Consider the following 26,607-nt stretch of genomic DNA (forward strand, 5'->3'; position numbering starts at 1 on the left):
CTTTAAAAATTTTTATCGCTCGCGTACTAAACGAAACCCGATATAGTTTGCACGAAAATCTGGCGCTAAAATTAAGCGTGTTGATACACGTGCTAGGCTCGGAGCGAAATTCCATGCCCCACCACGAACAGTCACATCAGACTGCCCCGGTTTTTTGTTTGTCCATTCCCATACATTACCTACTGTGTCATACAGACCAAATGCATTAGGAGAAAACGACCCGGTTGGTGCAGCGCTTTTGTTTGACCATTCACTACCACACCAGCCACAGTTCGCTAAATTTTTACCTATCTCGTTACCCCAAGGGTATTCAGTTTCTTTACCTGCGCGTGCAGCGTACTCCCACTCAACCTCATTCGGTAAACGAAACAACTGCCCTGTTTGCCCTGATAACCAATCTGCATATGCTTTGGCATCATTATACGTTAAGCAAACAGCCGGAAAATCACTGTCTTGCTCAAATCCTGGGTTGCGCCAGTTTAAGGTCGCCTCCCATACTGGCTCACCATTTAAGTAATAAGCACAGCCACGATTCTTTTCGGCTTCTGTTTTATAACCTGTATTAGCAACGAATTGCTCATATTCACCCACACTGACTTCTTTGCTTTGCATGGCAAATGAGTTAGCAATGGTTTTTTCAACAACAGGGCGCTCATTAGCTAAGCCATTACCGTTAATGTCACCCATCTTAAATGTACCCGCTGGGATAACCACAATACTCGCTGTATTGGTTTTATTAACAATACTTGCCACTGGCGCTGCTGTAGGTTGCTCTGTTGCGACAACGGCAGCGACAATTGGTTCAGGCTCTTTCACTAATTTTGCATTAATAGTTTGAGCTTTACGCAAGTCTAAACGCGCTTTATAGCTTTTATAACCACGCTTGCGTATCTCAATATCATGAAAACCTCTTGGTAATGATGTCGTTAGCTTGGTTGACCCAAAGCTCACACCATCAATAAACACTTCATCATCATAAACATTTGAACGAAGCGTTAATTCAACCATTTTAGATTTTTTTAGATCAGGTAATGGTTCAACCCTTACTGGCTTTTTTACTGAGTAATCACTTACAGGTTGTTCGCTCATACGCGAAACCGATACCACCTGATTATTATCCTGAGAGTCACTGAATGTTAACTGACTATCAGAGTAAGTGGTGGTGTAATTGGGTTGATAGTTTCCAGCAAGCGGTGAACCATAATCTGCGCAAAAACGGTTGTCTAAGTTAAGCAGACTACATAAACGGCTGCTATTCACATCACCGCGCATCGTTACGCTTAAGTTCACGTTATAGTTACCTTGTCCGCTAAAGGCACTATTTACAACATGACTACTTAAAATTTTAACTTGTGCACCCGCTAAATTGCGTTTCGGCTCAACTAAACGTTCTTCTGTTAAGTTAGCAAAAATTTGATCTACAAAGCGCTTGGTGGCTTTTTGTAATCCCATTTGCTGACCACGTTGCTCACACGCTGCTAATGTTTCAGTGCGCTTACAATTAATCGTATGATTAACTTCAAGTGTGCCTTCGCGCGTAAACTCATTGCGCAAACGTTCAACACGTGCTGTTGCGAGTTGCTCTTTTAAGCTCTCTAAGGTGTTTAGTTGGGTATGCTTAGCAACACGAATTTGCTCAATATCTTTTCTATGCGATGCAATTGCCGCCAATTGCATCGAAATGTCATCTTTGTTCTGTTTGTGATCCACCACTGCTTTTTGATAGCGCGTTTGTGCATTGCTAATATCTAAAGTGGGGTCATCAATTAATCGACGATACATCTCGTTCATTGCATCAAGCGCTTGGTTTTTTTCTTTGTCTAGCTCAGCTGAGCGGGCGCGCAATAATTCGAGTTGTTTTTGTAACTGACTTTCTTCTTTTAGGTGTTTTTCGAGTATTAAGGTCGAGTTATCGTATTCGGCTTGTTTTTTACTGATCTCTGATTCAATGCCAGTTACCGTAGCAGTATCTTGTGCAAATGCACTCGATGCTAGCAAACTAACTGAAATTAACAGAGATAAAGGAGCAATTCGCATATATTCCATTCCCAAAAAGCGGCAATTATTTGGTCATTATTATTTTTTATAATTAAACTCTTATGCTATGTACTTGCAAGGCAAAACACAAGCTTTGTTCAATTATTATCTGAGTTTACAACTATTACCTTAGTTGATGCCAGTAAATAACAAAATCATTTTAGTTTAATTGACTAATTTCTATCTCTATGACGACTTTGCTACAATTAAGCGTCTTTTTTAGCGTAAATTAAACCGTGACTATTATTTCTGAATCGCCTGTTCAAACCATCAACCACGAACTGTTATCAGCACAAAAGCTGACATTACAGATTAAACGTGATGATCTTATTCACCCACAAATTAGTGGTAACAAATGGCGTAAATTAAAATTTAATTTACAGGCTATGCAACAACAGGGAAAAACTGAGCTACTCACTTTTGGCGGCGCATTTTCAAACCATATTCATGCCACAGCAGCTGCGGGTCAGTTATTTGGGTTTAAAACGCACGGTATTATTCGCGGACCTGAGCTTGATGAACACAACCCCACATTGCAGTACGCCAAACGCTGTGGGATGACATTGCACCCCGTTAACCGTATTACTTACCGTTTAAGAGGCGAAAGCGGCTATTTGGCAGAATTACAAAAGCAGTTCCCGCATGCTTATATTCTACCCGAGGGAGGCACTAACCCTGCGGCGCTGCTGGGGTGCCAAGAATTAGCGCAAAGCTTACCGACGAGCGATGTCATTATTTGCCCAACAGGCAGTGGTGGCACGCTGGCAGGCTTAATTGAAGGCAGCCCACACTCCACAACCGTGCTCGGTATTGCAGTATTAAAACAAGCCGAATATTTAATTGATGACATTAAGCAACTGAGCCGTAAAGCAAGACAACAACAAAATTGGCAGCTATTACTTGAACATCATGATGGCGGTTATGGCAAATTCAGTCATGAACTGTGGGAGTTTTGTCAGACATTTACGCAACAACACGCCATCCCACTTGAGCCTATTTATAGCGGTAAAATGATGTATGCGCTGTGGCAATTGATAGAACAAGGTTTCTTTGCAGAAGGCACGCGGATCATGGCTATCCATACTGGTGGCTTGCAAGGGTTAGACGGCTTAAAGTACCGTCGTGTAATCTAACTAAAAGGCGTAATATCGGCAAGCTTTTGTAGGGGTTCAGCAAAGTAAAAACCTTGCGCTGCGATGACGCCTAAGTTTTTTAATGTTGCAAGCTCGTTGCGTGTTTCAACGCCTACAGCATAAACAGGAAAATTAAGCTCATTGCCTTTCGCTATAATCTGTCTAACCACTTTTTGTTGCTGCGTATTAGTATCAATATTATGAATAAGCTCGTATGCCAATTTAATACTACACACATTATTAAGTTGCTTGTATTCAACAAGGTTTTCGGCACTGCGAACATTGTCAATCACAATACCTGCGGATAATTTTTCTAAACAAGCAAACTGCGAGCTTAATTGTTTATGCTGTTTTAAATAATCGTCTTCACTGAGCTCAAATTGTAATTTATTAGCTGCATCAAAGCCTTGCATTTGCGCTTTAAACCAATGCCAAAACTCATCATTAAACCAGTTCATCGCATGTAAGTTTATACTTACCATCATCGCACCTGATTCGTTATCAAGCATTTTTTGTACTTGTGTCACTACGGTCTGATCTAACAATAAAACATCTTTCTTGCTGGTCATCTGTGGAATGAAATGACGAGCAGCAAGTAATCCTAAGCTTTTATGACGAATTCTAATAAGCGCTTCATGCTGCAAAATATCCCCCGTTTCTAAATCAAACAACGGTTGAAAGAACAACATAAAATGCTTTTTCTTAATGTACTCAAACAGGTGTTCATTACTATCAGTGAGCATACTAGATTGCGTATGCCCAAACGGTAAGCGGTGAATGTGTTGCCATGCACTTTGCTTAGCTAAAGTCAGTGCCGATTTAGTAAGCTGATACACCACAGCCTGATCAGCCCCAGTACGGTAATTACAGACACCAATTTTTATATCACCACGCGATAAATCGCTGCGATAATTAAGGCACGCTTGATATACAACGTGATGCAAACGCTTGGTGTACTTATCAACTTCGGTGGCAGGCACACTGTTTAGTGTTACAGCTATACCGCCCGAGGGAAGTAGTTTTACCGAGCGATTAACAAGTTCCCCAAACCCTTTGGCAATCACTACTTTAAAGTAATTATCGACATCAAGATTCGCCGGAAACGGGGTTTTCCAAAAAAACAGAGCAAATAAATGATTGTAGTTTGTTGGTACCCCATACAAAATATTTAAATCTTGATGAGGCAGCGGCTTTGGCAGCTCTCCTTTTTTAAGTACCGGCTTGACCTGTTTTTCAATAGGCTTCACTGGCGGTGCTGCGGCTACCAATACTTTTTTAGACAGTACTCGCCACCAGCGGAATCCCCAATACCCAGCCCCAATTAGAATTAAGTTCAAAAAGATAAATAAATGACTTTCAACGACCCATGAAGGCCAGTGAAAAAGGCGCAAACTCACAGTGTGATAACTAAATACCTCCTGCTCTAAATCAATAAAGTTGGCAAAATTATGTGGCACATCTGTCACGTTCATAGCAAAACCTTTACTTTCAACTAAGGTTGCAATGATATCTTTTGACGCAATAGGGTCTAAGTTTAAGTCGTATACTTGCCTTGCAAGCTCAGTACCTGTGCGATGCACTTTCTCGTGTAATACGTCACTTAAAAAAATATTAAAAACAACTAATAACAAAAAAGCGGCCGTCACATAAATGACTTCCGGTTGCTTTATTTGTGATGTTAGGTCTTTTTTCATTTCACAAGTTAGTTGCCCAAATATACACAAAGTGTTGTTCAAGAACCCTATAAATACAAGGCTGCAGCGCGATTTAAAGAAATTTCTGATTCATCCCCTGACCAACGCTGTCAAAAGTTACGTAAATTTAAACACCTAGCAAAATGTCTTAATGAGAATTATTTTGTAACCGAAACATATCCGAAGCCATCCCCATTCGTTTATACCATTGTGCTTAATTAAGTGGTCTATTTTGAGCAATAAAAAACCCAGCACCAAGGCTGGGTTCTTAATACGATCTTTATATAAAGTATCTTGCTTAATACTTTAACTTTTCCCCGGTGCTAGAACGGGATATCGTCGTCAAAATCGATTGGTGGTTCCATTGGGTTTGATGCGCCACCTTGTGGTGCATTTTGTGGCTTAGGAGCAAAACCACCTTGCTGTGGTGCGCTGCTTTGCTGTTGGCCATAACCACCGTATTGGTTGTTATTTTGCTGCGGTGCAGGTGCAGGCTGTTGTTGTGGGCGCTGTTGTTGTGCTGGCGCCGGTGCTGACTGCTGCTGAGGTGCATAGCTGTTGCTTTGCGCTTGCTGCGAACCGCCACCATAGCCGCCACCTTGTTGTTGACCACCTTGGTAACCGCCTTGTGATTGGCCACCTTGATAACCACCACCCTGTTGGTCGCCACCTCGGCCACCTAACATTTGCATTTGACCGCCCATGTCTACCACGATTTCAGTGGTAAATTTTTCTTGGCCAGATTGATCAGTCCACTTACGTGTTTGTAAACGACCCTCAATATAAACTTGTGAACCTTTACGAAGGTACTCACCCGCTACTTCAGCTAGCTTGCCAAATAAAACAACACGGTGCCATTCTGTACGCTCTTGCATTTGCCCTGTGTTTTTATCTTTCCAGCTATCAGTCGTAGCAATGCTGATATTCGCTACACCATTGCCATTAGGCATATAACGTACTTCTGGATCTTGGCCTAAATTACCAACCAAGATTACTTTGTTCACACCGCGTGCCATGGAACTTCTCCTTTAAACGTTAGATTAAACCAGCCGCTTTTCGTGCTTGGTCTAGGTCAAATTCTTTATCATTAATCTTTAAATAGCTGCGATTTTCATCGCAAACAACCGTTGCTTCTATTACGCCCGGTAAAGCAACTAGACGAGAAGCAAGCGCTTGTGCCTGCTGCTCTGAACTTAATTCTGTCATTAAGCTAATAATTTTACTTCTTGGTGGGACTTGCATATTCCAAGCAAGGATAAGCCATATTACCCCAACAAGTGCCGCCGCCGCAAACACTGCTTGCGCACTTAGCGCTTGTGCAACATAGCCCCCCAATAAACCACCTAAAAAGGCACCAAAAAACTGCGTAGACGAAAACACGCCCATGGCAGAGCCTTTCTGGTTTGCAGGGGCAATACGAGACACTAATGCAGGCATAGTGGCTTCTAAAAAATTAAATGCGACAAAGTAAACTAACATACACACACCGATGCCAATCACAGAATCAACCCAGAATGACATCGCCAGCATGCTCAATACTAATAAAGCGATTGAACCAATAAACGCCTGTTTTTCTTTTTCTTTGCGGATAGCCACTATCATCATTGGCGCCATTAAGAAAAACGCTAAAAATAAGACTGGAATATATAAATACCAATGATGATCAGCAATTAATCCATCTTTAATTAATTGCCCCGGTAAGGCTACAAACACCGTGGTTAACGTAAGATGAAGTAACATAACCCCAAAATCTAAACGCGCTAATTGCGGGTGTTTAATTAATTGTTTTATGTCATCTAAGGTGGCAAGCGTGTCGCCTTTGGGTGCCTTGTTTACAGCATTCGGAACCAAAAACAAGACAATAAAAATACCTAAAATGGCCAACCCAGCTGTTAGCCAAAAAACGCCAGCAACACCCCAAGATGCCGCAACTATTGGCCCTAGTAGCATCGCAACAGCAAAGCTCATACCAATACACATACCAATAACAGCCATCACCTTTGGACGCTGCTCATCTCGGCTTAAATCTGAAGCCAAAGCAAGTAACGCACTGGCAATCGCGCCCATACCTTGTAATGCACGGCCAAACGTCACCATTTGTACCGACTCGGCGGTGGCAGCAATAACGGAACCAAGCGCAAACACGCACAGGCCTCCAATAATCACTTTTTTACGGCCTATTTTATCCGACAACCACCCCATTGGAATTTGTAACACGGCTTGCGTTAAACCATACGCACCGATTGCAAAACCAATCCATAGCGGCGAAAAACCTTCCAATTGCTGACCATAAATAGCCAGAACTGGCATCAACATAAATAGGCCAAGCATACGGAACGCAAACACGCTCGCTAACGAAACGGCAGCGCGTTTTTCTCGGGAGTTGAGTGAAGATGCTGTCATGAATTACTGAATCTTGCTGTCTATTAAAATGTAAGCGTGGATTCTACCACAAGCGAAAAATAAATAATCACCTGTAAGTGAGGATTTTTTCTTTGATCAAGGATTAATCTTGTCGCGTATTGTGAGATACTGAAATAATCACTTGGTAATAAAACGAGATAGCATGGAAAACATTGAAGTCCGAGGCGCCCGTACGCACAATTTAAAAGACATCAGCCTAACCATTCCCCGTGATAAGCTGATAGTTATCACTGGCCTATCTGGTTCAGGGAAATCGTCTTTAGCGTTTGATACATTGTATGCAGAAGGGCAACGTCGTTATGTAGAATCACTCTCAGCCTATGCAAGACAATTTTTATCGTTAATGGAAAAGCCTGATGTTGATCATATCGAAGGTCTTTCACCGGCTATCTCTATTGAACAAAAATCAACCTCGCACAATCCACGTTCGACGGTTGGCACAATCACCGAGATATACGATTACCTGCGTTTACTCTTTGCCCGTGTTGGTGAGCCTCGTTGCCCTACCCACGACCTACCACTGGCAGCACAAACAATTAGCCAAATGGTCGACACGGTTTTAGCTCTGCCAGAGGGCAGCAAACTCATGCTACTCGCCCCCGTGGTTAAAGACCGTAAAGGTGAGCATGTAAAGCTACTTGAGCAACTAGCAAGTCAAGGTTTCATTCGTGCCCGTATAGATGGTGAGGTATGTGACTTATCAGATCCTCCCACGTTAGAGCTGCATAAAAAGCACACGATAGAAGTGGTTGTCGATCGTTTTAAAGTGAAAGATGGTCAGCAGCAGCGCTTAGCCGAGTCATTCGAAACAGCCCTTGATCTTTCAAGTGGTGTTGCGCACGTCGCTGCAATGGATGACTCACTTAGCGAAGACATGCTTTTTTCAGCAAACTTTGCTTGTCCAACATGTGGCTACGCTATGAGCGAGCTTGAGCCTCGCCTTTTCTCGTTTAATAATCCTGCTGGTGCATGTCAAAGCTGTGATGGTTTAGGGGTTCGCCAGTACTTTGATCCCAATCGTGTGGTGCAAAACCCAGAGCTAAGTTTATCGGGCGGTGCGATTAAGGGCTGGGACAAACGCAGCTTTTATTATTTTCAGATGCTGCAAGCAGTGGCTGAACACTATGGCTTTGATCTAGAAGCCCCGTTTCAAGAATTAAGTAAAGATGCCCAAAAAGTCATTCTTGAAGGATCGGGTAAAACCAAAATCGCCTTTAATTATCGAAATGACCGCGGCGACCTTATTACTCGTAATCACGAGTTTGAAGGTGTATTAAATAATATGAACCGCCGCTACCGCGAAACCGAGTCAAACTCAGTTCGCGAAGAGCTGGCAAAATATCAAACCAGCCAAGCATGTCCAAGCTGTCATGGTTCTCGTTTACGCCAAGAGGCTCGTCACGTATTCATAGGTCAAACTAATTTGCCAGCCATCACCACCATGAGTATTGGTGAAAGTATGGCATTTTTTGAAGGCCTAGCGCTTACAGGTCAGCGTGCTCAGATTGCCGATAAAATCTTAAAAGAGATCCGTGATCGCTTATCATTTTTAATAAATGTTGGCTTAAACTACTTATCACTTGAGCGCAGTGCAGACACGCTATCGGGCGGTGAAGCGCAGCGTATTCGCCTTGCAAGCCAAATTGGTGCTGGGCTTGTTGGCGTTATGTATGTACTGGATGAACCGTCAATTGGTTTACACCAACGCGACAACGACCGCTTGCTAAAAACCCTTATTCACCTTCGCGATTTAGGGAATACCGTGATAGTGGTTGAACACGATGAAGATGCAATTCGCGCTGCAGATCACATTATCGATATTGGTCCAGGTGCCGGTGTTCATGGTGGTCATGTTATCGCACAAGGTACGCATGACGATATTTTAGCGAGCAAAGACTCTATCACCGGGCAATACTTATCGGGTGTGAAAAAAATTGAAGTACCAACCACTCGTCATCCAACGAACGACAAATGGCTTGAGCTATTCGGCGCAACGGGTAATAACCTAAAGAATGTTGATTTAAAAATTCCATTCGGTTTGATGACCTGTATCACTGGTGTTTCAGGCTCTGGTAAGTCAACGCTTATCAACGACACCTTATTTAAACTCGCTCACACTGAACTTAATGGTGCAACGACCGCAGAGGCCGCACCGTATAAATCGATTAGTGGTCTTGAACACTTTGATAAAGTAATTGATATTGACCAAAGCCCGATTGGCCGTACGCCACGTTCAAACCCTGCCACATACACCGGTATTTTTACTGGTATTCGTGAACTGTTTGCTGGCACCCAAGAAGCCCGCTCACGAGGTTATAAAGTCGGTCGCTTTAGCTTTAACGTGAAAGGCGGTCGTTGTGAAGCGTGTCAAGGTGATGGCGTAATCAAAGTAGAAATGCACTTTTTACCAGACGTGTATGTGCCGTGTGATGTATGTAAAGGCCAGCGCTACAACCGTGAAACACTTGAAGTACAGTACAAAGGTAAAAATATTCACCAAGTATTAGAAATGACCGTGGAAGATGCGCGCGAGTATTTTGATAAAATTCCCGCGATTGCCCGCAAGCTACAAACCCTAATGGATGTTGGCTTGTCTTATATCCGTTTAGGGCAAGCAGCGACAACCTTATCGGGTGGTGAAGCACAGCGTGTAAAACTGGCACGAGAGCTATCAAAACGCGACACGGGTAAAACACTCTATATACTTGATGAACCTACAACAGGTTTACACTTTGCTGATATTCAGCAATTATTAGTGGTGCTTCACCGTTTACGCGACCATGGCAATACCATTGTAGTGATTGAACACAATCTTGATGTGATCAAAACTGCTGACTGGATTGTCGATTTAGGCCCTGAAGGGGGCTCTGGCGGCGGTGAAATTTTAATTTCGGGTACGCCTGAAGAAGTGGCCGATTGCGAACGTTCACACACAGGCAGATACTTAAAACCACTACTATAAAAAAGGACGTTGGGTGCGTAGGTATTTAAAAATAGCAAAGTGGCGCGCTAATAAACAGTTTCAACAACAGCAGCGTAGCTGGCAACCCCATAAAACAAGGTTGGTTGAACGCATACAAGCCATTTGGTTTAACTTAAGTACCGCACAAAAGCTCTACCTTTTAGCATTAAGCAGCCTGATTGTTCTGCAATCAGGCTGGCTCAGTGCCACCATCACTATCATTGCCCTCGTTATTGAATTTTGGCCTAAGTTTAATCAGCTGTGGCACTCTTTAGCGGGCAAAGCACTCATCTTAATTTTCTATGCCAGTATCGCGAACTTTGTATTAGCTGGGGCCAGTGGCATTGTTAACGACGTTACCCATGTGTCGGCCAACCACTTTAACTATACCCATAACTTTGCCACCTTACTGTATTTGCCCCCTTGGGCAATGGGGATCACATTAGGTACCCTGTTGTTGTTTCAACTTTTTTTACCCTTCTATATCTTCATTTTATTATTAATAAAACCGTTTGGCTCAGAGCGGATAAAATTTATTAGTCAAAGTTATTCACCATTATTAACGGCTATAGTGCGCTTTATATTAGCGTCAGTGGTCTTTATTAATCTGACTTCGTTCATTAATGACAAACCACCTGAAGAGGTGCTTGATAATATTCTTACAAGCTTTGTTGATGGCCAAGCGATAGCAAAAGAGTCACCCACTGAGCAACAAAAAGCCGTTGAAGAACTCAGTGAAAAAATAGAACAACACCTTCCAAAGAGCAGCGCAGAAACGCCCCCATCTAAGCGCAATGTTGAGGTAGACAGTGAGAGTGATGGTGAGAGTGAAACCGTTGAAAACTTACGTCAATTTTTAAATACCAAGGGCTACTTTGAGCGCAGCAAACGTCTCATTGCCATGTTTGCTTTTAGCTTTGAGGCTGATAGTTACTCTCGTTGCTTAAAAGATGAGAAGAGTAAAGCTGTGGAATTGAATGATTATGAGATTGTTCAAATTACCCCCGATCACAATGCGCCGTATGGCTATCGCTTTTCGGTGATCGCTTGTGATTCGCCTGGCGTTACGCCCGTTAAAAAATAGCGGCTCAAACACGCTACTCACTTAGCTTACTGCGTTTTTTGAAACCAATGAAAGAAAGCGCAGCTAAACCAAAGCCTACTAAGCAATAAAAAACACTAAAAAGTACTGATTAAAAGCTTATTTCCTTTCATAAGGTTTAAATATAACCCACTGATAAATAAAAGATATCAATTAAAAAACCTTATCAAACAAATTGCTCATATCTTGATAAGCGACATCCCCCCTCTAAGGCCGTTATTGTAGCGCTATCAACAGGTCACCAACCTTTATGCCTGAAGATATACCCAACCAGCTTTGATGAAAATTGAGTCATATTTTAAATGTGATGAGGAACGTAGAATGGAAAAAACAGATAAATATGCTGTGTCACTCATTTGCCTATTTAGCGTCTTAATGGCATTGAGTTTCTGTTAGACGCTTAGATATAAAAATACCGCTTATAAGCGGTATTTTTATATCTTTAAAAGCCGTTGTTATATGACTACGGGCGAGGAATAAAACCCACCGCGTCGTACACTGCTTTTAATGTTTTTTCAGCACGAATACTCGCTTTCTCAGCGCCAGACTTCATGATGCTATTAAGTAACGCTTGATCATCACGAATTTCATGAAAACGCGCTTGGATAGGCTCAATCATGCTAACCACGGCTGCTGCTGTATCCTTTTTCAGGTGACCATACATTTTATCTTCGTACTCAGGCACTAAGTCTTCGATTGAACGTTTAGTGGCAACTGATAACAAGGTAAGTAAATTAGATACGCCTGGTTTTTCTTCACGGTCGAAGTAAATACGTGCTTGCTCGTCTGAATCAGTAACGGCTTTTTTCAGTTTCTTTTCAATCTTCTTCGGTTCATCTAACAACATGATGTAGCCGTTTGGATTTTCATCTGACTTAGACATTTTCTTTAGTGGGTCTTGCAAGCTCATTACACGTGCACCAAATTCAGGAATGTATGGCTCAGGAAGCTTAAATACGTCTCCGTACAGGTTATTAAAACGCGTCGCAATATCACGAGTAAGCTCTAAATGCTGCTTTTGGTCTTCGCCTACTGGCACTTGATCAGCTTGATACAACAAAATATCAGCGGCTTGTAATACAGGGTATGAAAATAAGCCCACGTTTACGTTATTAGCATGCTTTGATGACTTGTCTTTAAACTGCGTCATACGGTTAAGCTCACCCATTTGCGCATAACAGTTTAACACCCAACTAAGCTGAGCATGCTCTGGCACTTGAGATTGAACAAATAACGCAGATTTTTCAGGGTCGATACCACACGCCGCATACAATGCAATACCATCTAAAACACGTGAGCGCAGCTGCTCAGGATCTTGACGTACAGTAATGGCATGTAAATCAACCAGCATAAAGAAACTTTCGTGGTCTTCCTGTAGCTTAAGCCACTGGTTAATAGCGCCAACATAGTTGCCTATTGTCATACCACCGGTTGGCTGAATGCCACTTAACACTACTGGTTTACTCATGATGTTCCTTTATTTTACTAAACTAATAAGACTAAATTTAAAATGCACTTACCTTTGCGTAAGAACAGGTATTATATCTAAGAAATTATCACAGAGGTACTCTGGATTGAAATCAGCAAGGTTTTCACCTTGGTTATAACCATAACCGAGCGCGATAACATCAACATTAGCGGCTTTAGCTGCTAATACATCGCTTTTAGAGTCACCGATCATAATGGCTTTTTCTGGGCTTACATTAAGTTGTCTGCAAGCAAATTGTAACGGTTCAGCTGATGGTTTTTTTGTCATATCATCGCCGCAAACAATAAACTGAAAATGATGAGTAAGTGCCAACTTATCAAGTAGTTTTTCAGTAAAGCGGCGTGCTTTGTTGGTTATGATGACTTTGGGTATGCTTGCCAGCGCTGCAAGACCTGTCTCAACGTGCTGATAAAGCGCGCTATAATCACCAACAACCTCATCATAATGCTGATAAAAAAGAGTGATAGCTTGCTGCGCCAACGCATCATCTAAATGCTCGCTTATTTGCATATCACCGCTCAAGCCTCGCTTAACAAGCGTTTCTATGCCATTACCAACCCAACCTTCCACTAATTTTTGTGTGACCACTGGGAACGCTAAATCTGTTAGCGTTAAATTCATGGCAATATACAAATCATAAACACTGTCGACTAATGTGCCGTCGAGGTCAAAAAAGGCAGCATCGTATCTCATGAATTAACGTTTCCTAGCTCTGCACGCATTTTATCGATCACCTCTTTGTAATCAGGTTGGTTGAAAATAGCAGAACCGGCAACAAACATATCGGCTCCTGCCTCAGCGATTTCTGCAATGTTATCCACATTAACACCGCCATCCACTTCAAGGCGAATATTTCGACCTGATTGTTCAATAATTTTACGCGCTTGACGTAACTTGTCTAAGGTATGTGGAATAAAGCTTTGACCGCCAAAACCGGGGTTTACCGACATCAATAAGATCACATCAACTTTGTCGAGAACATGCTCAAGGTAGCTCAGGCTGGTTGCAGGATTAAACACCAATCCCGCTTGGCAACCACAATCTTTAATTAGCTGTAAGGTGCGGTCAATATGTTCACTGGCTTCTGGGTGAAAACTAATAATTGATGCCCCAGCTTCAGCAAAATCAGGAATTAAGCGGTCAACCGGCTTCACCATTAAATGCACATCTATCGGTGCGGTAACACCGTAGTCACGTAATGCTTTGCAAATCATGGGGCCAAAGGTCAGGTTTGGCACATAGTGGTTATCCATTACATCAAAATGTACAACATCAGCACCACTGGTTAAGACGCGATCGACATCTTCGCCTAAACGCGCAAAGTCGGCCGATAAAATAGACGGGGCAATTAAATACTTTTGTAATGTTTCCAGCATGAGAGATCCCTTAAAATTTGCTACAGCAATGAAAGTGCGCTTAATGTAACCCAATCGTTAGCTGATTTAAACACCGGCACGAAAGCGCAGCGCCCGACAAAATAATAGAGTCAGTCTTTTAGACTATTGAATCTAGGTAAAAAGAACGAACCCATTGCGTATAACCTCTTTTTTAATAACAACTAAAAACAAACAAAAATTAAACATTTCATTTACTTCAAGCTGCTAATTTTACTAAAAAATCATCTAATTCAGCATTAATTAAGTTTGTTATTTGAACAACTTTTATGTATGCTTGTCTAAATAACACAAACAAAGGTTATTACAATGCGTGCTTTTAAAACTGGGATCTTAATCGCGTCCGCACTTTCAGTTACTGCTTTTGTATCACTTTCTTCAAATGATGAAGATACATTTCTAGCAGCCACATCAGACTGTCAATGCAATACGATTACTGTATCGTCTTCGACTAATCAATGTATTCAAACTAATAAAGAAACGGGTTGGTTTTCGTGGATAACGGGCGATAGCCGTAGTGCTCAATTTCATTACTTAGATTTACTTGAACTGTTAACTAGCAGCGAAGAATCAAAGAAAGTTAGCGGTTTAGGCTCAACGTTCTAAATCGCATGAAAAAATTCTTTAGTGCATTACAAAGTGTCGTTGCGGCATTTTTTGGTGTTCAATCAGAAGACAAACGTCAAGCTGATTTCAAAGAGCATTCACTCAGCTCCCTCGCTGTGATTGCCCTCATCTTATTTATTCTTTTCGTCGCTGCTATCTATTTCACCGTGTCTTTGGTGCTAAGTACATAGCCATTAACTCATTGACTTTATTGCGTGAACCGCCTTTAGGGCTGATTGTTCGCTTAACTTGAATTTCGTCTAATGATGCTTGGCTGTATATTTTACGCGTCCAGACCGTATCATGATTCGAGATAAGCACTGGTGTATTGTTTTCAAAAGCAGCTTGCTCGGCTAAATTTGCTAGGTTTGCTTGATCATCTAAGTTAAACCCCCCTTTGGCATATGACGTAAAAGACGCGGTTTTACTGAGCGGCACATACGGTGGGTCACAGTACACAACAGCGTTTTCAGGAATAAGCTTAAAGACTTCGTCATAGCCTAGGCAGGTAAACGTAGCTTGCTGTGCTTTCTCAGCAAAAAAGCTCATTTCTTTTTCAGGGAAATAGGGACGTTTATATTTTCCAAAGGGGACGTTAAAAATCCCCTTCAAGTTATAACGGCATAGACCATTATAACCATGACGATTCATGTATAAGAATAAAATAGCACGCTCATACACATCGCTACTTTGATTAAACTGCACACGATATTCATAGTAAGCTTCTGGGTGGTTGTTTAATTCAACAAACAATTTTTTAGCGTCGCTAATAAACTCATCTGGCGAGCGCTTTAACTCAGTGTATAAATTGATGAGATCTGCATTGATATCATTCAAAATATAATGCTTAAAATCAGTATTTAAAAACACTGAACCCGCACCAACAAAAGGCTCAACTAAGGTGTCTGCATCCAAACTCGCTTGTTTTAAACGGGCGTGAATGTCCTCAACTAGGCTGTATTTTCCGCCTGCCCATTTAAGGAAGGCCCTGGTCTTTTGCTGCATCTGCTCTTAACTTCAATTCAGTGTTGCGCGATTTTACACTAATCAGTTTTAATTTACTGATCTAGTGAAGCGATTTCTTGTTTAATTTTACTTATTTTTTTATAAAAAGGCTGATTTTTACGCACATTTTCAGAAAGTGATAAGGCTGCTTTCTTAGCATCACTTAAGGTCGAAAAACTGCCATAAGTGACAATCCACCATGGCTTGCCACTGCGCATGCTTTTATAAGTATTCACTTGCCCTTGTAAGGTATTTTCAGCGATAAATTTCTCGCTGATCTGTGGGTTCGTGACAGCCAATAGCTGAATAACAAAATTATTGTCTGGCTGTGCTAAATACCAAGCATTACCGCTAAGTCGTGGCGGTTTGTCATTCACAGGCTCTTCTATGAATGAATCAATGTTATCAGTATTTTTCGCATCAGAGGTAAGCGCAGCGGCAATTTCATCACTGCTTGGCTTTTCTATTGGCTGTGATGGTTGCTCAATCGTTTTATCTGGCGCGAGGCTATCAACAATTGCAGCAACATTATTTTCATGCTTTTCATTGGGTTGCTTAATAACCTCTGCGGTTTCAACTGTTGGCGATGGCAGCTCAGGTGCTCGTTCTGGTTCTGGCTGCTTACCGGCGTTAAGTTCGGTATCTCTTTGCGAGTTAACAACAGCGTCAGTAGAAAGTGCCGTTTCCACCGGTAAGGCGGTATCTTGTTGATAATGCGCTTTCCACCACTGCGTCATATCAGCTTTGTATAAAAAGCCAATAATCAACAGCATGGTCGTTAACAACATTAAAATGATATACAGCAGCTTATAACTTTTTTCTGGCGCACGAATATCAGCGGTTTGTAGCTCAGGTTGCCATGCAAGTAGCAACGCAGGATTGCCCTGTGCTTCTTGTAAAAAAGTACGGAATACAGGGTCTTCCTCAACAGGTAAGTTATCAAAGAACCAGCGCATTAGCTGCTTACTTTCACTTATGTTCAATGCTTCAAGATGAATTTCAACCGCTTGCGTAAACTGCCCCGATGATTGTGAGGCAAGCAAAATATATAAGGTTGTTGGGCTTTGTTTTGCTAACGTTTCTAACTGTTGGATCATTTCATCTGATAAATGACGGCCGCCATCAATCACCCACAAACAATTACCGCAGGGTTGTTGTTTATAAAGCTGATAAAAGTTTTCAGATAAACTGAGGGTGTGATCAATCAGTGGGTTACGAAAGTTTTGTTCGAGTAGTTCAGTGATGAACTGTTGATCAGTCATCTTGCCAGAAAGTTGTACAAATGCTTTGTTGAACTCAAGATATTTGTCGGTAATAAACGTTTCCAACAAATAACTTTTTCCTAATCCTGATGCGCCTAATAAGCATATTAGGTTCTGCCCATATTCGAATTGGAGGGCAATACGATCAACTAGCGCTGCACGGCTAGGCAATATTTGTGATTGCATTAGCGCGCTATTAAATCACAGACCTGCTGATCGGTTACATCACTGACCAGCGCACATTGACCAAATTGTGTAGGAAGAATAAAGCGAATGGTGCCTTTTTTATTTTTCTTATCTTTGCGCATATGAATCAGAAACTGCTCACTGGTCATCTCGCTTGGAATATCCACAGGTAAATCATACTGTGATATTAACTGCACAATACGCTCAACCTCAGATGCTGATAAGTCGCCTCGCGTGTGTGCCAGTCGGGCTGCAAGCACCATACCTGCCGCCACGGCTTCTCCATGCAACCAATTACCGTAACCCATTTGTGCTTCAATAGCATGACCAAAAGTATGGCCCAGGTTTAGGAGTGCACGTAAACCGGCTTCTTTTTCATCTTCTGCAACAATAAGTGCTTTGATTTCGCAGCAACGATAAATCACATGCTGAAGCGTTTGCTCGTCAAGTGACTTTAACTTTGCGATATTTTGCTCAAGATAAGCAAATAGCTCTGTATCGTAGATTAAGCCGTACTTGATTACTTCTGCCATACCGGCTGCAAACTCGCGCTCTGGCAGAGTATGCAATGATTTGGTATCAATAAACACAGCTTGCGGTTGGTAAAAAGCACCAATCATGTTTTTACCCAGCGGATGGTTAACCGCTGTTTTACCGCCCACAGATGAATCTACTTGCGACAACAATGTCGTCGGTATTTGAATAAACGGCACACCACGCTGATAACACGCAGCTACAAAGCCCGTTAAATCACCTACAACACCCCCGCCTAATGCAATTAAGCAGGTGTCACGACCACAGTTATGCTCAAGTAAAAACGCTGAAATCTTTTCAAACCAATCCAGTGATTTAAATTGCTCACCATCAGGAATAACAAAAGATAACGGATTAAGATCAGCCAACGACGTCATTACATCATCTAAATACAAAGGTGCAATGGTGTCGTTGGTGATAATGATAGGTCGACAATCGCCAATGTGCTCGCGGAGTCGACCTGTCTGTTGAAGTGCAGATTGACCAATATAAATAGGATAACTTCGCTCGTCCAAATTAACAGTTAATTCAAGCATCGCTAATTTCCTTTTTATTATTGGTTTTTAAAAATCTAATTTCTCAATGATTTGATTAGCAACAACTTTAGCGCTTTGCTCATCAGTGCGGACAACAAAATCAGCCACTTCTTTGTATAACGGTTCGCGTTCTTCAGCTAAGCGCTCTAATACATCGCGCGGTGCTTCTTCTGTTTGCAATAATGGGCGACGCTTGTCGCGCTGTGTGCGTGCAACCTGCTTTTCGATCGGTGTCTCTAGGTATACAACAATACCTCGAGCAGAAAGCTTATTACGAACTTCTTTACTGATCACAGAACCACCACCAGTAGCAAGAACAATGCCTTGCATCTCAGTTAAGTCTGAAATAACAGTCTCTTCACGAAGTCGGAAGCCCTCTTCACCCTCAAGATCGAATACCCAAGCAATATCTGCTCCTGTACGACGCTCGATCTCTTGATCTGAATCGAAAAATTCAAGGTGTAATTGGTCAGCAATGTGACGACCAATTGTGCTTTTGCCAGCCCCCATAGGGCCCACTAGAAATATATTACGTTTCTCAGCCATATCTTTTTAGTACAAACGAACTCTAAAATTTGAAATAAAACCCCGCCTAACGACCTGGCCCCAAAATTAAGGAGGGGATTATCTCAGTAATTGATTGGTCATTTCAAGTCAATTAGCGTAAAAAGCCTCATAACGAGCAATTAAACCTGCGAATTGCTCGTTGCTTAAGAAAAAAACACTTAATCTATCTGAATTTTTGGTGTTACGAAGATTAGCAACTCTCTTTTTTCATTAAATTCACTCGTACTTCTAAACAGCACACCTAAATATGGAATGTCACCTAGTAGAGGTACTTTCTTTGTTGAGTTCACAATTTGTTGTTGAAAAATACCACCGAGTACGACGGTTTGGCCATTTTCAACCAACACTTGTGTTTGGATCTGTTGCGTATCAATAGCGACTGCAGGGCCTGTTGGAGTCTGTACCGTATCGCCTCGTGTATCTTGAGTGATAATAAGGTCAAGAATCACCTTGTTGTCTGGCGTGATATGCGGTGTCACTTCAAGGCTTAATACCGCCTTTTTGAAACTCACCGTTGTTGCACCACTTGAAGCAGCCTCTACATAGGGAATTTCAGTACCTTGCTCAATACGGGCTTTTTGCTGGTTTGCTGTGGTAATACGAGGGCTGGCAATGATTTCACCTTTATTTTCTTCTTCAAGCGCAGTCAGCTCGAGATCAATTAAAGTGCCATTGGCAAGTTTCGCAACATGCATACCAATGCTCCCTGCTGGGTTTGAGATTGGTAAGTTAACATTTAGACGATCAGCGACGTTCGGGATCAAACCATTTGAAATCGTTTCAGCGCCTTCAAGTGTTCCCGCTAAGCCATCAGTGCCTTGCTGGTCACTAAAGCCCCAACGCACACCTAAGTCTTCTTGTACGTTATCACGAACCGTCACCATACGAGACTCAATAACAACTTGTCGCACCGCAATATCAAGCGTATCAACCATACGGCGAACACTCTCTATGCTCTTAGCGGTGTCTTTAATTAATAGTGTATTGGTGCGCTTATCAACCGACACGCTGCCACGTGCAGAAATGATGCTGTTAGTGTCGGTTTTTAATAAATCGGCGAACTCTTCCGCTTTCGCGTAGTTAAGACGAATATATTCACTGTATAAAGGCTCTAGGTCTTCAACTTGCTGTTTTGCTTTTAACTCTTTCGCTTCGCGAGCAGCCAATTCTTCAGACGGTGCCACCATTAAAATGGTGCCATCCATGCGTTTGTCTAAGCCTTTCACTTTTAACACCACGTCGAGTGCTTGATCCCATGGCACACCTTCTAGGCGTAATGTGATGTTACCTGACACTGAGTCGCTGGTGACAAGGTTAAACTCGTTATAGCCTGCGATAATTTGCAGCACAGCACGGACCGGAATATCTTGAAAGTTTAAGGTCATTGGGCGACCTTGGTATTCAATACCGCCATCAAGGTATGCGCGTTGTGAGTCATCTTTTTCGACGGTCAAAGTAAAGATATTTTCGATCTGCTGATGCGTAAATTTAAATGCGGCATTAGGTTCAATTACAATGCGCGTCAAATTATCTTCTTTAAACGTTTCTATCGTGCTAACAACAGTGCCAAAATCAAGAACATCTAATTGATATAATAAATCGTCTAAAATGTCTGTATGGTGAAATTCTGCAACAATTTTACCACCGCTTTCATGTACATCGATTGCCGCTTGCGTATCTTGTAAAAACACAAGTAAGCGCGCTTCGCCTTTATCACCGCGACGAAAATCAATTGATTGCACCGTATTAATGTAATTATTTTTTGCTGATAGCGGATCAGCCGACTCATCGGTGGTGATTGGGTTGTCTGATACGTGTAAAGTGACGATGTTATCTTTCGCAGTCGTTTTATAAATTTTTAAACGCTCTAAAGAAACGGTTACTTTCAAGCCTTGTGATGTCATTGTGCTGCTGACATGTTTAATACCCGCCTGATTTATTTCAACATCGCGGACATTGTTATCTACACCGACATCGCTAAATAACATCTCAATGCGTGCAGGCGAATTGTACACTTGCACTTTTGGCTCAAAGGTAAGGGCCTCATCAAACACTAACTGTAATTGCGTTTCGCCTTTCATCAAGGGGTTATAACGCACATCATAGAGAAGAGGAGCAGCAATCGCTGTCTGCGTCATTAAGAGTGCCAATGCCGCCAACATAAATTTGTGCATGTGTACTAACCAAGCCATTCCTTTATGCATCTTATTTTTACCTTTCATACGATTAACTTGCACCATTTGTATCTGCCTCTAACATTTCTAGTTTTGTCAGACGCTCTTTCCAACAACCAGACCCATCAGGAATTAATTCTAATAATTGTATATAATTGTCGTGCACTTCTTTTATTTCACCATGATACAAACCTAGATAATTACCCTCTGTGACACGATATAGCGTGTCGTCAGCGGCTTTGATCAATGCCCAGGTTCTCCCTTTACTACCGATAGTGCCTTTCATTGACAAGTTATCGAGCGGGTATTTTTCAAGTGGTTGACGAACACGGTCAGGGTCTGGGTGTAAACAGTTTTTAACTTGAACCAAGTTATTTTGAATTATTTCTGGTTTTGGAGCGACAAACGGACTACGTAACTCACCTGCACTGTATTCAAAATATTCAAACTTTGCCATTTGAGGAATAGGCTCAACCTCAGGGGTCGTGCTCGCTTTTACCTGATCAATAAACTCTTTTTGTTCTGAAGTATCATCATTACAGGCGCTGAGAAGCAAGCTCATAACAATAATTAACGGGAGCTTTCTCATTTCTTAGGCCCCCCTTCATAACGGTAGGTTTTTGCCACAACGCTAAAGGTTAATTCATTCTCGTTAGACGTTTGAATGGTAAAATCATGCAAACTCACAATACGTGGTAACTGTGCCACTTTGCCAACAAAGTCACCAAACTCATGATAGGTTCCTATTACCTCAATTTTAATGGGTAATTCGGTGTAAAACTCTTTTTTAATTTCCGGCAACCAGCCAATCTTCAAAAAGGTTAAGCCGCTCGTTGTCCCCACATACGATAAGTCGTCAAGGAGCCCCGGTGTTTCATTCGACGTTGGTAAGCGTTTTAAAAGCTGTGAAAACTTTTCTTCCATGTCGACCATTTGTTGACGATATAACTCTAATTTACTGGCTAAAGCGTATTTTTGTTTGTACGTATTGCGCAGTTCGGTTTCTTTTGCAACCGCGGCGTGATAGCTGGTTATTTCGTCTGACACTAACAAGCTATAGCTGAAATACAACACGATTGCCGCAACAAACGCACAACACAGTGCTTTTACAGCAATGGGCCAATCGCCCATGTTTTCGAGTTCTATTTCATTCCAATCTATTTCAGTTAACGATTTGATATCAAGGCTCATTAGGTGCTTCTCCTATTTTATCAAACGGTTTAACGTAAAAATCCATATTAAAATCACTCAATAGCCTAGATGTTTGTTCACCTGCAACAATGCCTTGCATTACGGGTCGCTCTAACAAATAAGAGCTTTGCACTTGTCGTAACATCGTCGATAAGCGATTGTTAGATTCACTGCGACCAATCACATGAATACGGTCATTTTGGCGCTCAAGCTTGGTAAGATAGACACCCGCTGGCACTATTTTTGCCACTTCATCCATAATCTGCGTACCAAGGTTACGACTACTTTGTAGCTCTTCAATGAGTCGCATGCGTTGTTGAAGGCTTTCTTTTTTCTTATCAAGATCATTAATCTCGCGGATACGCTGATTAAGCAAGGCAATTTCTGTATTTAAGAAATCATTTTTTATATTTTGCCCTTCGCGTAAACCACTATAAAAAGAGCTTAATATATACATACTTAAGAAACTGATAACCACAACTGCAAAAAGTACTGTCACAAATTTATTCTGTGATTCTTTACGTTGTTGTTCGCGCCAAGGCAGTAGGTTTATATGTGGCATGATGAAAAGCTCCTTAACGCCAACCCAGTAGCTATCGCAAACTGCGTTCGGTGACGCTGCAGCACATTGCGATCAACTCTTGGAGAAACCTCAATGTTTGCGAAAGGATCAGCAACCACAGTATGAATTCCTAATTCTTCAATGAGTAAGCGATCTAACCCTTCAATCATCGCCGTGCCACCGGTTAAAACGATATAGTCAACATGATCTTTGCCACTTGTGGTTAAGAACATTTGCACCGCACGTCTTACTTGCTGTAGCAACGATGTTTGGAAAGGTGCCAATACTTCAAAGGTGTAATTAGGCGGCAAATCACCGGTTGTTTTGCCGATTTCAGCTTCATCAAAACTTTTGTTGTAGTAAGCAACAATGCTATTTGTATATTGATCACCACCGAACACTTGGTCACGGGTATAAATAGTTTCACCCGCTTGTACCACGCTCACTAACATCAGCACGGCACCAATATCAACCACAGCAACACACTTATTGTACGCATCGCTTGGCAACTGCTGGTAGTACACATCCATCGTTCGACTAAGTGCATAACTTTCTACATCGACCACTTTAGCTTTTAAATTAGCCGTTTCTAAAGCACCAACGCGTGCCTCAACACTTTCTGTACGGGCAGCTGAGAGCAATACATTAACCTTGCTCGGATCGGCCTCATTAATGGCGAGTTTTTCAAAGTCTATATTTACTTCATCAAGTGGGTACGGTATGAGGCTATCTGCCTCAATTGCAATTTGCGACTCTAATTCAGCATCAGTTAATGATACATCCATGAAAATCACTTTGGTGATCACGGTTTGACCAGACACGGCTACTGCCGCAGCCTGAACAGATTTAGGTATTTTCCTTTTTAATTTAGCGATAACATTGCCAATCGCTTCAATGTCTTGAATTGTACGCTCAGACATTGCTCCCTTTGGCATTGGCTCTATAGCTAACGCCTCAAGTCGCAAACCTGTGTCTGTCTCCTGCAACAACACTGCTTTAATGCAGTGCGATCCAATGTCGATCCCTACCATCATAGATGAAGGCTTTTTAAATAGCTGACTTAGCATGTTTGCAACTTGGCCTTTGTTTTAATAATAAACAAGTTATAATTTTTATCTGAAAAAATATTATTCATTTTTTAATCAATATATACTAGCAGTCTCCGATTCTAATTGGGAGTCCATTTAGGGAAAATATAAGTGATTTTATTAAAACGAACTTTACAATTTATTATCATCTGCTCATTTTTAGGACTAATCACTTTAGTCGGTCTATACTATTACGTTAAACCTGATATTCCTAGCGTTCAGGTACTGAAAGACGTTCAATTACAGACACCTATGCAAGTATTTTCTAGAGATGGTTTATTGATTAACCAATTCGGTGAAAAACGCCGCATTCCGGTCACAATCGATGAAATTCCCCAGCCTTTAATCGATGCTATTTTAGCAACTGAAGATAATCGATTTTATGAACATATTGGTATCGACCCTATCGGTATCATCCGCTCAGCCATTGTACTCATATCTACAGGAGAAAAGAAACAAGGCGCAAGTACTATAACAATGCAACTTGCCCGTAACTTCTTCTTAACTCGTGAAAAAGCATACATCCGTAAAGTGAAAGAGATCTTCATTGCTTTGCACATAGAAAGCATATTAAGCAAAGATGAAATTCTCGAATTATATTTAAATAAAATTGAATTAGGTAACCGCGCATTCGGTATAGGTGCTGCTGCACAAGTGTATTACGGTAAAGAACTGAATGAGCTTACACTGCCTCAAATGGCAATGATTGCAGGTCTCCCCAAAGCGCCTTCGGCTTTAAACCCCATTCGTAACCCTGCACGCGCAAAAAGTCGACGAAATGTTGTTCTTGGCCGTATGTTAACCGAAAAATATATTACCCAGAGTGAATACGAAGAAGCCATTAACGCACCAATTACCGCTAAATTTCATGGGGCAGAAATTGAAGTCTATGCACCGTATATCTCTGAAATGGTGCGTGCAGAAATGGTGGCCCGTTACGGCCACGAACGTGCATACAACACCGGTTTTAAAGTATACACCAGTGTTGAGTCTAATATTCAACAAGCAGCCCAAGATGCGCTCGTCGACAATCTACATGCCTACGATATGCGCCATGGATACCGAGGCGCCACCGCGCAGCTTTGGGATAGCAATACGGATAGTCCGCTTAGCGAAGACGCTATTTTAGATAAACTAAAAGACGTGAAAGAGTTTGGCCCTTTACGTGCGGGCGTAGTCACTAATGTTGCTGAGCAATCTGCGCAGGTATTACTAAAAAATGGCGAGCATATAACCCTTGAGTGGGATGGCCTAAAATGGGCACGTAAATACATTACCCGTTATCGCCAAGGTTTTGCACCGAAAACGGCCACCGAAATTCTCAATGCTGGCGAACAAATTTGGCTACGTAAGAATCCAGATGACAGTTATATTTTAAGCCAAGTACCCGAAGCATCAAGCGCCTTAGTATCACTTGACCCTCAAGATGGTCGCATAAAAGCCATTGTGGGAGGGTATAGTTTTGAGCAAAGCCAATATAATCGTGCAGTACAAGCTAAGCGCCAAGTAGGTTCGAATATTAAACCATTTATTTACTCAGCGGCGTTAGAAAATGGCTATACCTTAGCCTCAATCTTAAATGATGCCCCCATTAACCAATGGGACAAAAGCCAAGGTGTTGCATGGCGTCCTAAAAATAGCCCAGCAGTTTACAATGGCCCTATTCGTATTCGTCGTGCTTTAGCACAATCTAAAAACGTTATTTCAGTTCGGTTATTACGCGGTGTTGGTTTAGAGCGCACAGCAGATCATTTATTAAAGTTTGGCTTTTTGAATAGCGACATTAACCGCAGTGAGTCGCTGGCATTAGGGAGTGCCTCTATTACGCCTCTTGAGCTTGCACGCGGCATGAGTGCCTTTGCAAATGGAGGGCACTTAATTACGCCTTATTACATCTCTGAAATTCAAGATTCTGCTGGAACAACTTTATATAAAGCCACACCAGAGCTTGCCTGTGATACCCCAGAGCAAAAGGTCACGCCCGATTTTGCAACACTTGATGATAGCCAACTGGTGGCCACAGAATTAGAACACAATGCTCAGCCTCGCTGCGCGCCTCGTATCATCTCAAAACAAAATGCTTTCTTAATTTCGCAAGCAATGCACAGCGCAATTTGGGGTGGCGGAAGCTGGGCACATAAAACAGGTTGGAGTGGTACTGGCTGGCGTGCACAAGCGCTTGATCGCCGTGATCTAGCAGGTAAAACCGGAACCACGAATGACTCTGTTGATACATGGTTTAGTGGTTTTAATCGCAATGTACTGACCTCTGTGTGGGTTGGCTTTGATAACCCAGGCAACCCACTGGGTCGTTCAACCTACAACAGTAACCTTGATAAGTCACAAATATCAGGGGCTGAATCAGGCGCAAAAACGGCTCAACCAGCTTGGGTTGATTTTATGCGAGTTGCTTTAGATGGTATGCCTGAGGCACCGATTGAGTTTCCAGAAGGCTTAGTGTCTGTGCGCATTGATTTAGCAACAGGGTTACTGAGCCATAAAAATGATTACACCAGTCGCTTTGAGTACTTTATTAAAGGCACCGCTCCGACGAAGTATGTCCTTGAGCAACCGACTAATGTGTTTGAAGAGTCACTTTCTACAGAGGAAGAGCTGTTCTAAACAGTCTTTAACACCTTTATTAGACTAATAAAAAAGCGC

22 protein-coding genes are annotated in these 26,607 nt (G+C 41.9%); 6 read left to right on the plus strand and 16 right to left on the minus strand.

Annotated elements, in window-relative coordinates:
- Positions 1–12: 12 nt before the first annotated feature.
- Positions 13–2,037, minus strand: coding sequence for an SUMF1/EgtB/PvdO family nonheme iron enzyme (locus D0907_RS14425; RefSeq protein WP_036973173.1), 2,025 nt, complete (start codon positions 2,035–2,037; stop codon positions 13–15).
- 236 nt (positions 2,038–2,273) lie between these two features.
- On the opposite strand from D0907_RS14425, the gene D0907_RS14430 reads away from it, so the two are divergent.
- Positions 2,274–3,170: a 1-aminocyclopropane-1-carboxylate deaminase/D-cysteine desulfhydrase gene (locus tag D0907_RS14430; protein WP_118844659.1), complete on the plus strand. Its 897-nt coding sequence runs from the start codon at positions 2,274–2,276 to the stop codon at positions 3,168–3,170.
- Here D0907_RS14430 and D0907_RS14435 read toward each other — a convergent pair.
- The 3 genes from D0907_RS14435 to D0907_RS14445 form a co-directional block, all read right to left on the minus strand.
- Entirely contained in the window at positions 3,167–4,864 is a 1,698-nt protein-coding gene (locus D0907_RS14435; protein WP_118844660.1) for an EAL domain-containing protein, read from the minus strand. The two genes, D0907_RS14430 and D0907_RS14435, sit on opposite strands and share 4 nt — an antisense overlap.
- Before the next feature lie 323 nt (positions 4,865–5,187).
- Positions 5,188–5,880 carry a single-stranded DNA-binding protein gene (ssb, locus tag D0907_RS14440; RefSeq protein ID WP_065978307.1) on the minus strand — a complete coding sequence of 231 codons (693 nt, stop codon included), beginning with the start codon at positions 5,878–5,880 and terminating at the stop codon, positions 5,188–5,190.
- 19 nt (positions 5,881–5,899) lie between these two features.
- On the minus strand, positions 5,900–7,267 hold the full coding sequence (locus D0907_RS14445; RefSeq protein ID WP_036973178.1) for an MFS transporter: 1,368 nt from the start codon (positions 7,265–7,267) through the stop codon (positions 5,900–5,902).
- Positions 7,268–7,430: 163 nt separating this feature from the next.
- Here D0907_RS14445 and uvrA point away from each other — a divergent pair, with 163 nt between their 5' ends.
- Entirely contained in the window at positions 7,431–10,250 is a 2,820-nt protein-coding gene (uvrA, locus tag D0907_RS14450) for an excinuclease ABC subunit UvrA (RefSeq protein ID WP_074989346.1), read from the plus strand.
- Positions 10,251–10,263: 13 nt separating this feature from the next.
- Complete coding sequence (locus D0907_RS14455) at positions 10,264–11,334, plus strand: hypothetical protein (RefSeq protein WP_118844661.1); 1,071 nt, start codon at positions 10,264–10,266, stop codon at positions 11,332–11,334.
- 481 nt (positions 11,335–11,815) lie between these two features.
- Here D0907_RS14455 and trpS read toward each other — a convergent pair whose 3' ends face one another.
- Genes trpS through rpe form a run of 3 tightly spaced genes read right to left on the minus strand, consistent with a single transcriptional unit; the run spans position 11,816 to position 14,217 of the window.
- Complete coding sequence (gene trpS, locus D0907_RS14460; RefSeq protein WP_036973183.1) at positions 11,816–12,820, minus strand: tryptophan--tRNA ligase; 1,005 nt, start codon at positions 12,818–12,820, stop codon at positions 11,816–11,818.
- Positions 12,821–12,868: 48 nt separating this feature from the next.
- Positions 12,869–13,534, minus strand: a complete 666-nt coding sequence (locus tag D0907_RS14465; protein ID WP_065978303.1) for an HAD-IA family hydrolase — start codon at positions 13,532–13,534, stop codon at positions 12,869–12,871.
- Complete coding sequence (rpe, locus tag D0907_RS14470) at positions 13,531–14,217, minus strand: ribulose-phosphate 3-epimerase (RefSeq protein WP_036973185.1); 687 nt, start codon at positions 14,215–14,217, stop codon at positions 13,531–13,533. Before rpe ends, D0907_RS14465 begins: the two co-directional genes overlap by 4 nt.
- A gap of 327 nt (positions 14,218–14,544) precedes the next feature.
- Here rpe and D0907_RS14475 point away from each other — a divergent pair, with 327 nt between their 5' ends.
- Both D0907_RS14475 and D0907_RS14480 read left to right on the plus strand, forming a co-directional pair.
- Entirely contained in the window at positions 14,545–14,841 is a 297-nt protein-coding gene (locus D0907_RS14475) for a hypothetical protein (RefSeq protein ID WP_036973186.1), read from the plus strand.
- A 5-nt stretch (positions 14,842–14,846) separates the two neighbouring features.
- On the plus strand, positions 14,847–15,032 hold the full coding sequence (locus D0907_RS14480) for a DUF2970 domain-containing protein (protein WP_036973187.1): 186 nt from the start codon (positions 14,847–14,849) through the stop codon (positions 15,030–15,032).
- Here the strand turns inward: D0907_RS14480 and D0907_RS14485 are convergent.
- The 9 genes from D0907_RS14485 to D0907_RS14525 form a co-directional block, all read right to left on the minus strand.
- A complete protein-coding gene (locus D0907_RS14485; RefSeq protein WP_075593954.1) occupies positions 15,004–15,846 on the minus strand; it encodes a Dam family site-specific DNA-(adenine-N6)-methyltransferase in 843 nt (280 codons plus the stop codon). The genes D0907_RS14480 and D0907_RS14485 overlap by 29 nt on opposite strands.
- Before the next feature lie 53 nt (positions 15,847–15,899).
- A complete protein-coding gene (locus tag D0907_RS14490; protein ID WP_118844662.1) occupies positions 15,900–17,294 on the minus strand; it encodes an AAA family ATPase in 1,395 nt (464 codons plus the stop codon).
- A complete protein-coding gene (gene aroB / locus D0907_RS14495; RefSeq protein ID WP_036973191.1) occupies positions 17,294–18,364 on the minus strand; it encodes a 3-dehydroquinate synthase in 1,071 nt (356 codons plus the stop codon). The genes D0907_RS14490 and aroB overlap by 1 nt, the downstream gene beginning before the upstream one ends.
- 27 nt (positions 18,365–18,391) lie before the next feature.
- On the minus strand, positions 18,392–18,910 hold the full coding sequence (gene aroK / locus D0907_RS14500; protein ID WP_036973192.1) for a shikimate kinase AroK: 519 nt from the start codon (positions 18,908–18,910) through the stop codon (positions 18,392–18,394).
- Between the two features lie 179 nt (positions 18,911–19,089).
- On the minus strand, positions 19,090–21,171 hold the full coding sequence (locus D0907_RS14505; RefSeq protein WP_065978298.1) for a type IV pilus secretin PilQ: 2,082 nt from the start codon (positions 21,169–21,171) through the stop codon (positions 19,090–19,092).
- Complete coding sequence (locus tag D0907_RS14510; protein ID WP_036973194.1) at positions 21,158–21,694, minus strand: pilus assembly protein PilP; 537 nt, start codon at positions 21,692–21,694, stop codon at positions 21,158–21,160. The genes D0907_RS14505 and D0907_RS14510 overlap by 14 nt, the downstream gene beginning before the upstream one ends.
- Entirely contained in the window at positions 21,691–22,296 is a 606-nt protein-coding gene (locus tag D0907_RS14515; RefSeq protein WP_036973195.1) for a type IV pilus inner membrane component PilO, read from the minus strand. The genes D0907_RS14510 and D0907_RS14515 overlap by 4 nt, the downstream gene beginning before the upstream one ends.
- Positions 22,286–22,858, minus strand: a complete 573-nt coding sequence (locus D0907_RS14520) for a PilN domain-containing protein (protein WP_074989341.1) — start codon at positions 22,856–22,858, stop codon at positions 22,286–22,288. Before D0907_RS14520 ends, D0907_RS14515 begins: the two co-directional genes overlap by 11 nt.
- Entirely contained in the window at positions 22,846–23,925 is a 1,080-nt protein-coding gene (locus D0907_RS14525; protein ID WP_074989340.1) for a pilus assembly protein PilM, read from the minus strand. The genes D0907_RS14520 and D0907_RS14525 overlap by 13 nt, the downstream gene beginning before the upstream one ends.
- Before the next feature lie 132 nt (positions 23,926–24,057).
- Here D0907_RS14525 and D0907_RS14530 point away from each other — a divergent pair, with 132 nt between their 5' ends.
- The gene (locus tag D0907_RS14530) at positions 24,058–26,568 is read left to right on the plus strand and encodes a penicillin-binding protein 1A (RefSeq protein ID WP_074989339.1); all 2,511 of its coding nucleotides are present in this window, start codon (positions 24,058–24,060) and stop codon (positions 26,566–26,568) included.
- Positions 26,569–26,607 lie beyond the last annotated feature (39 nt).

The organism is Pseudoalteromonas lipolytica (assembly GCF_003515105.1).
Lineage (GTDB): Bacteria > Pseudomonadota > Gammaproteobacteria > Enterobacterales > Alteromonadaceae > Pseudoalteromonas > Pseudoalteromonas lipolytica.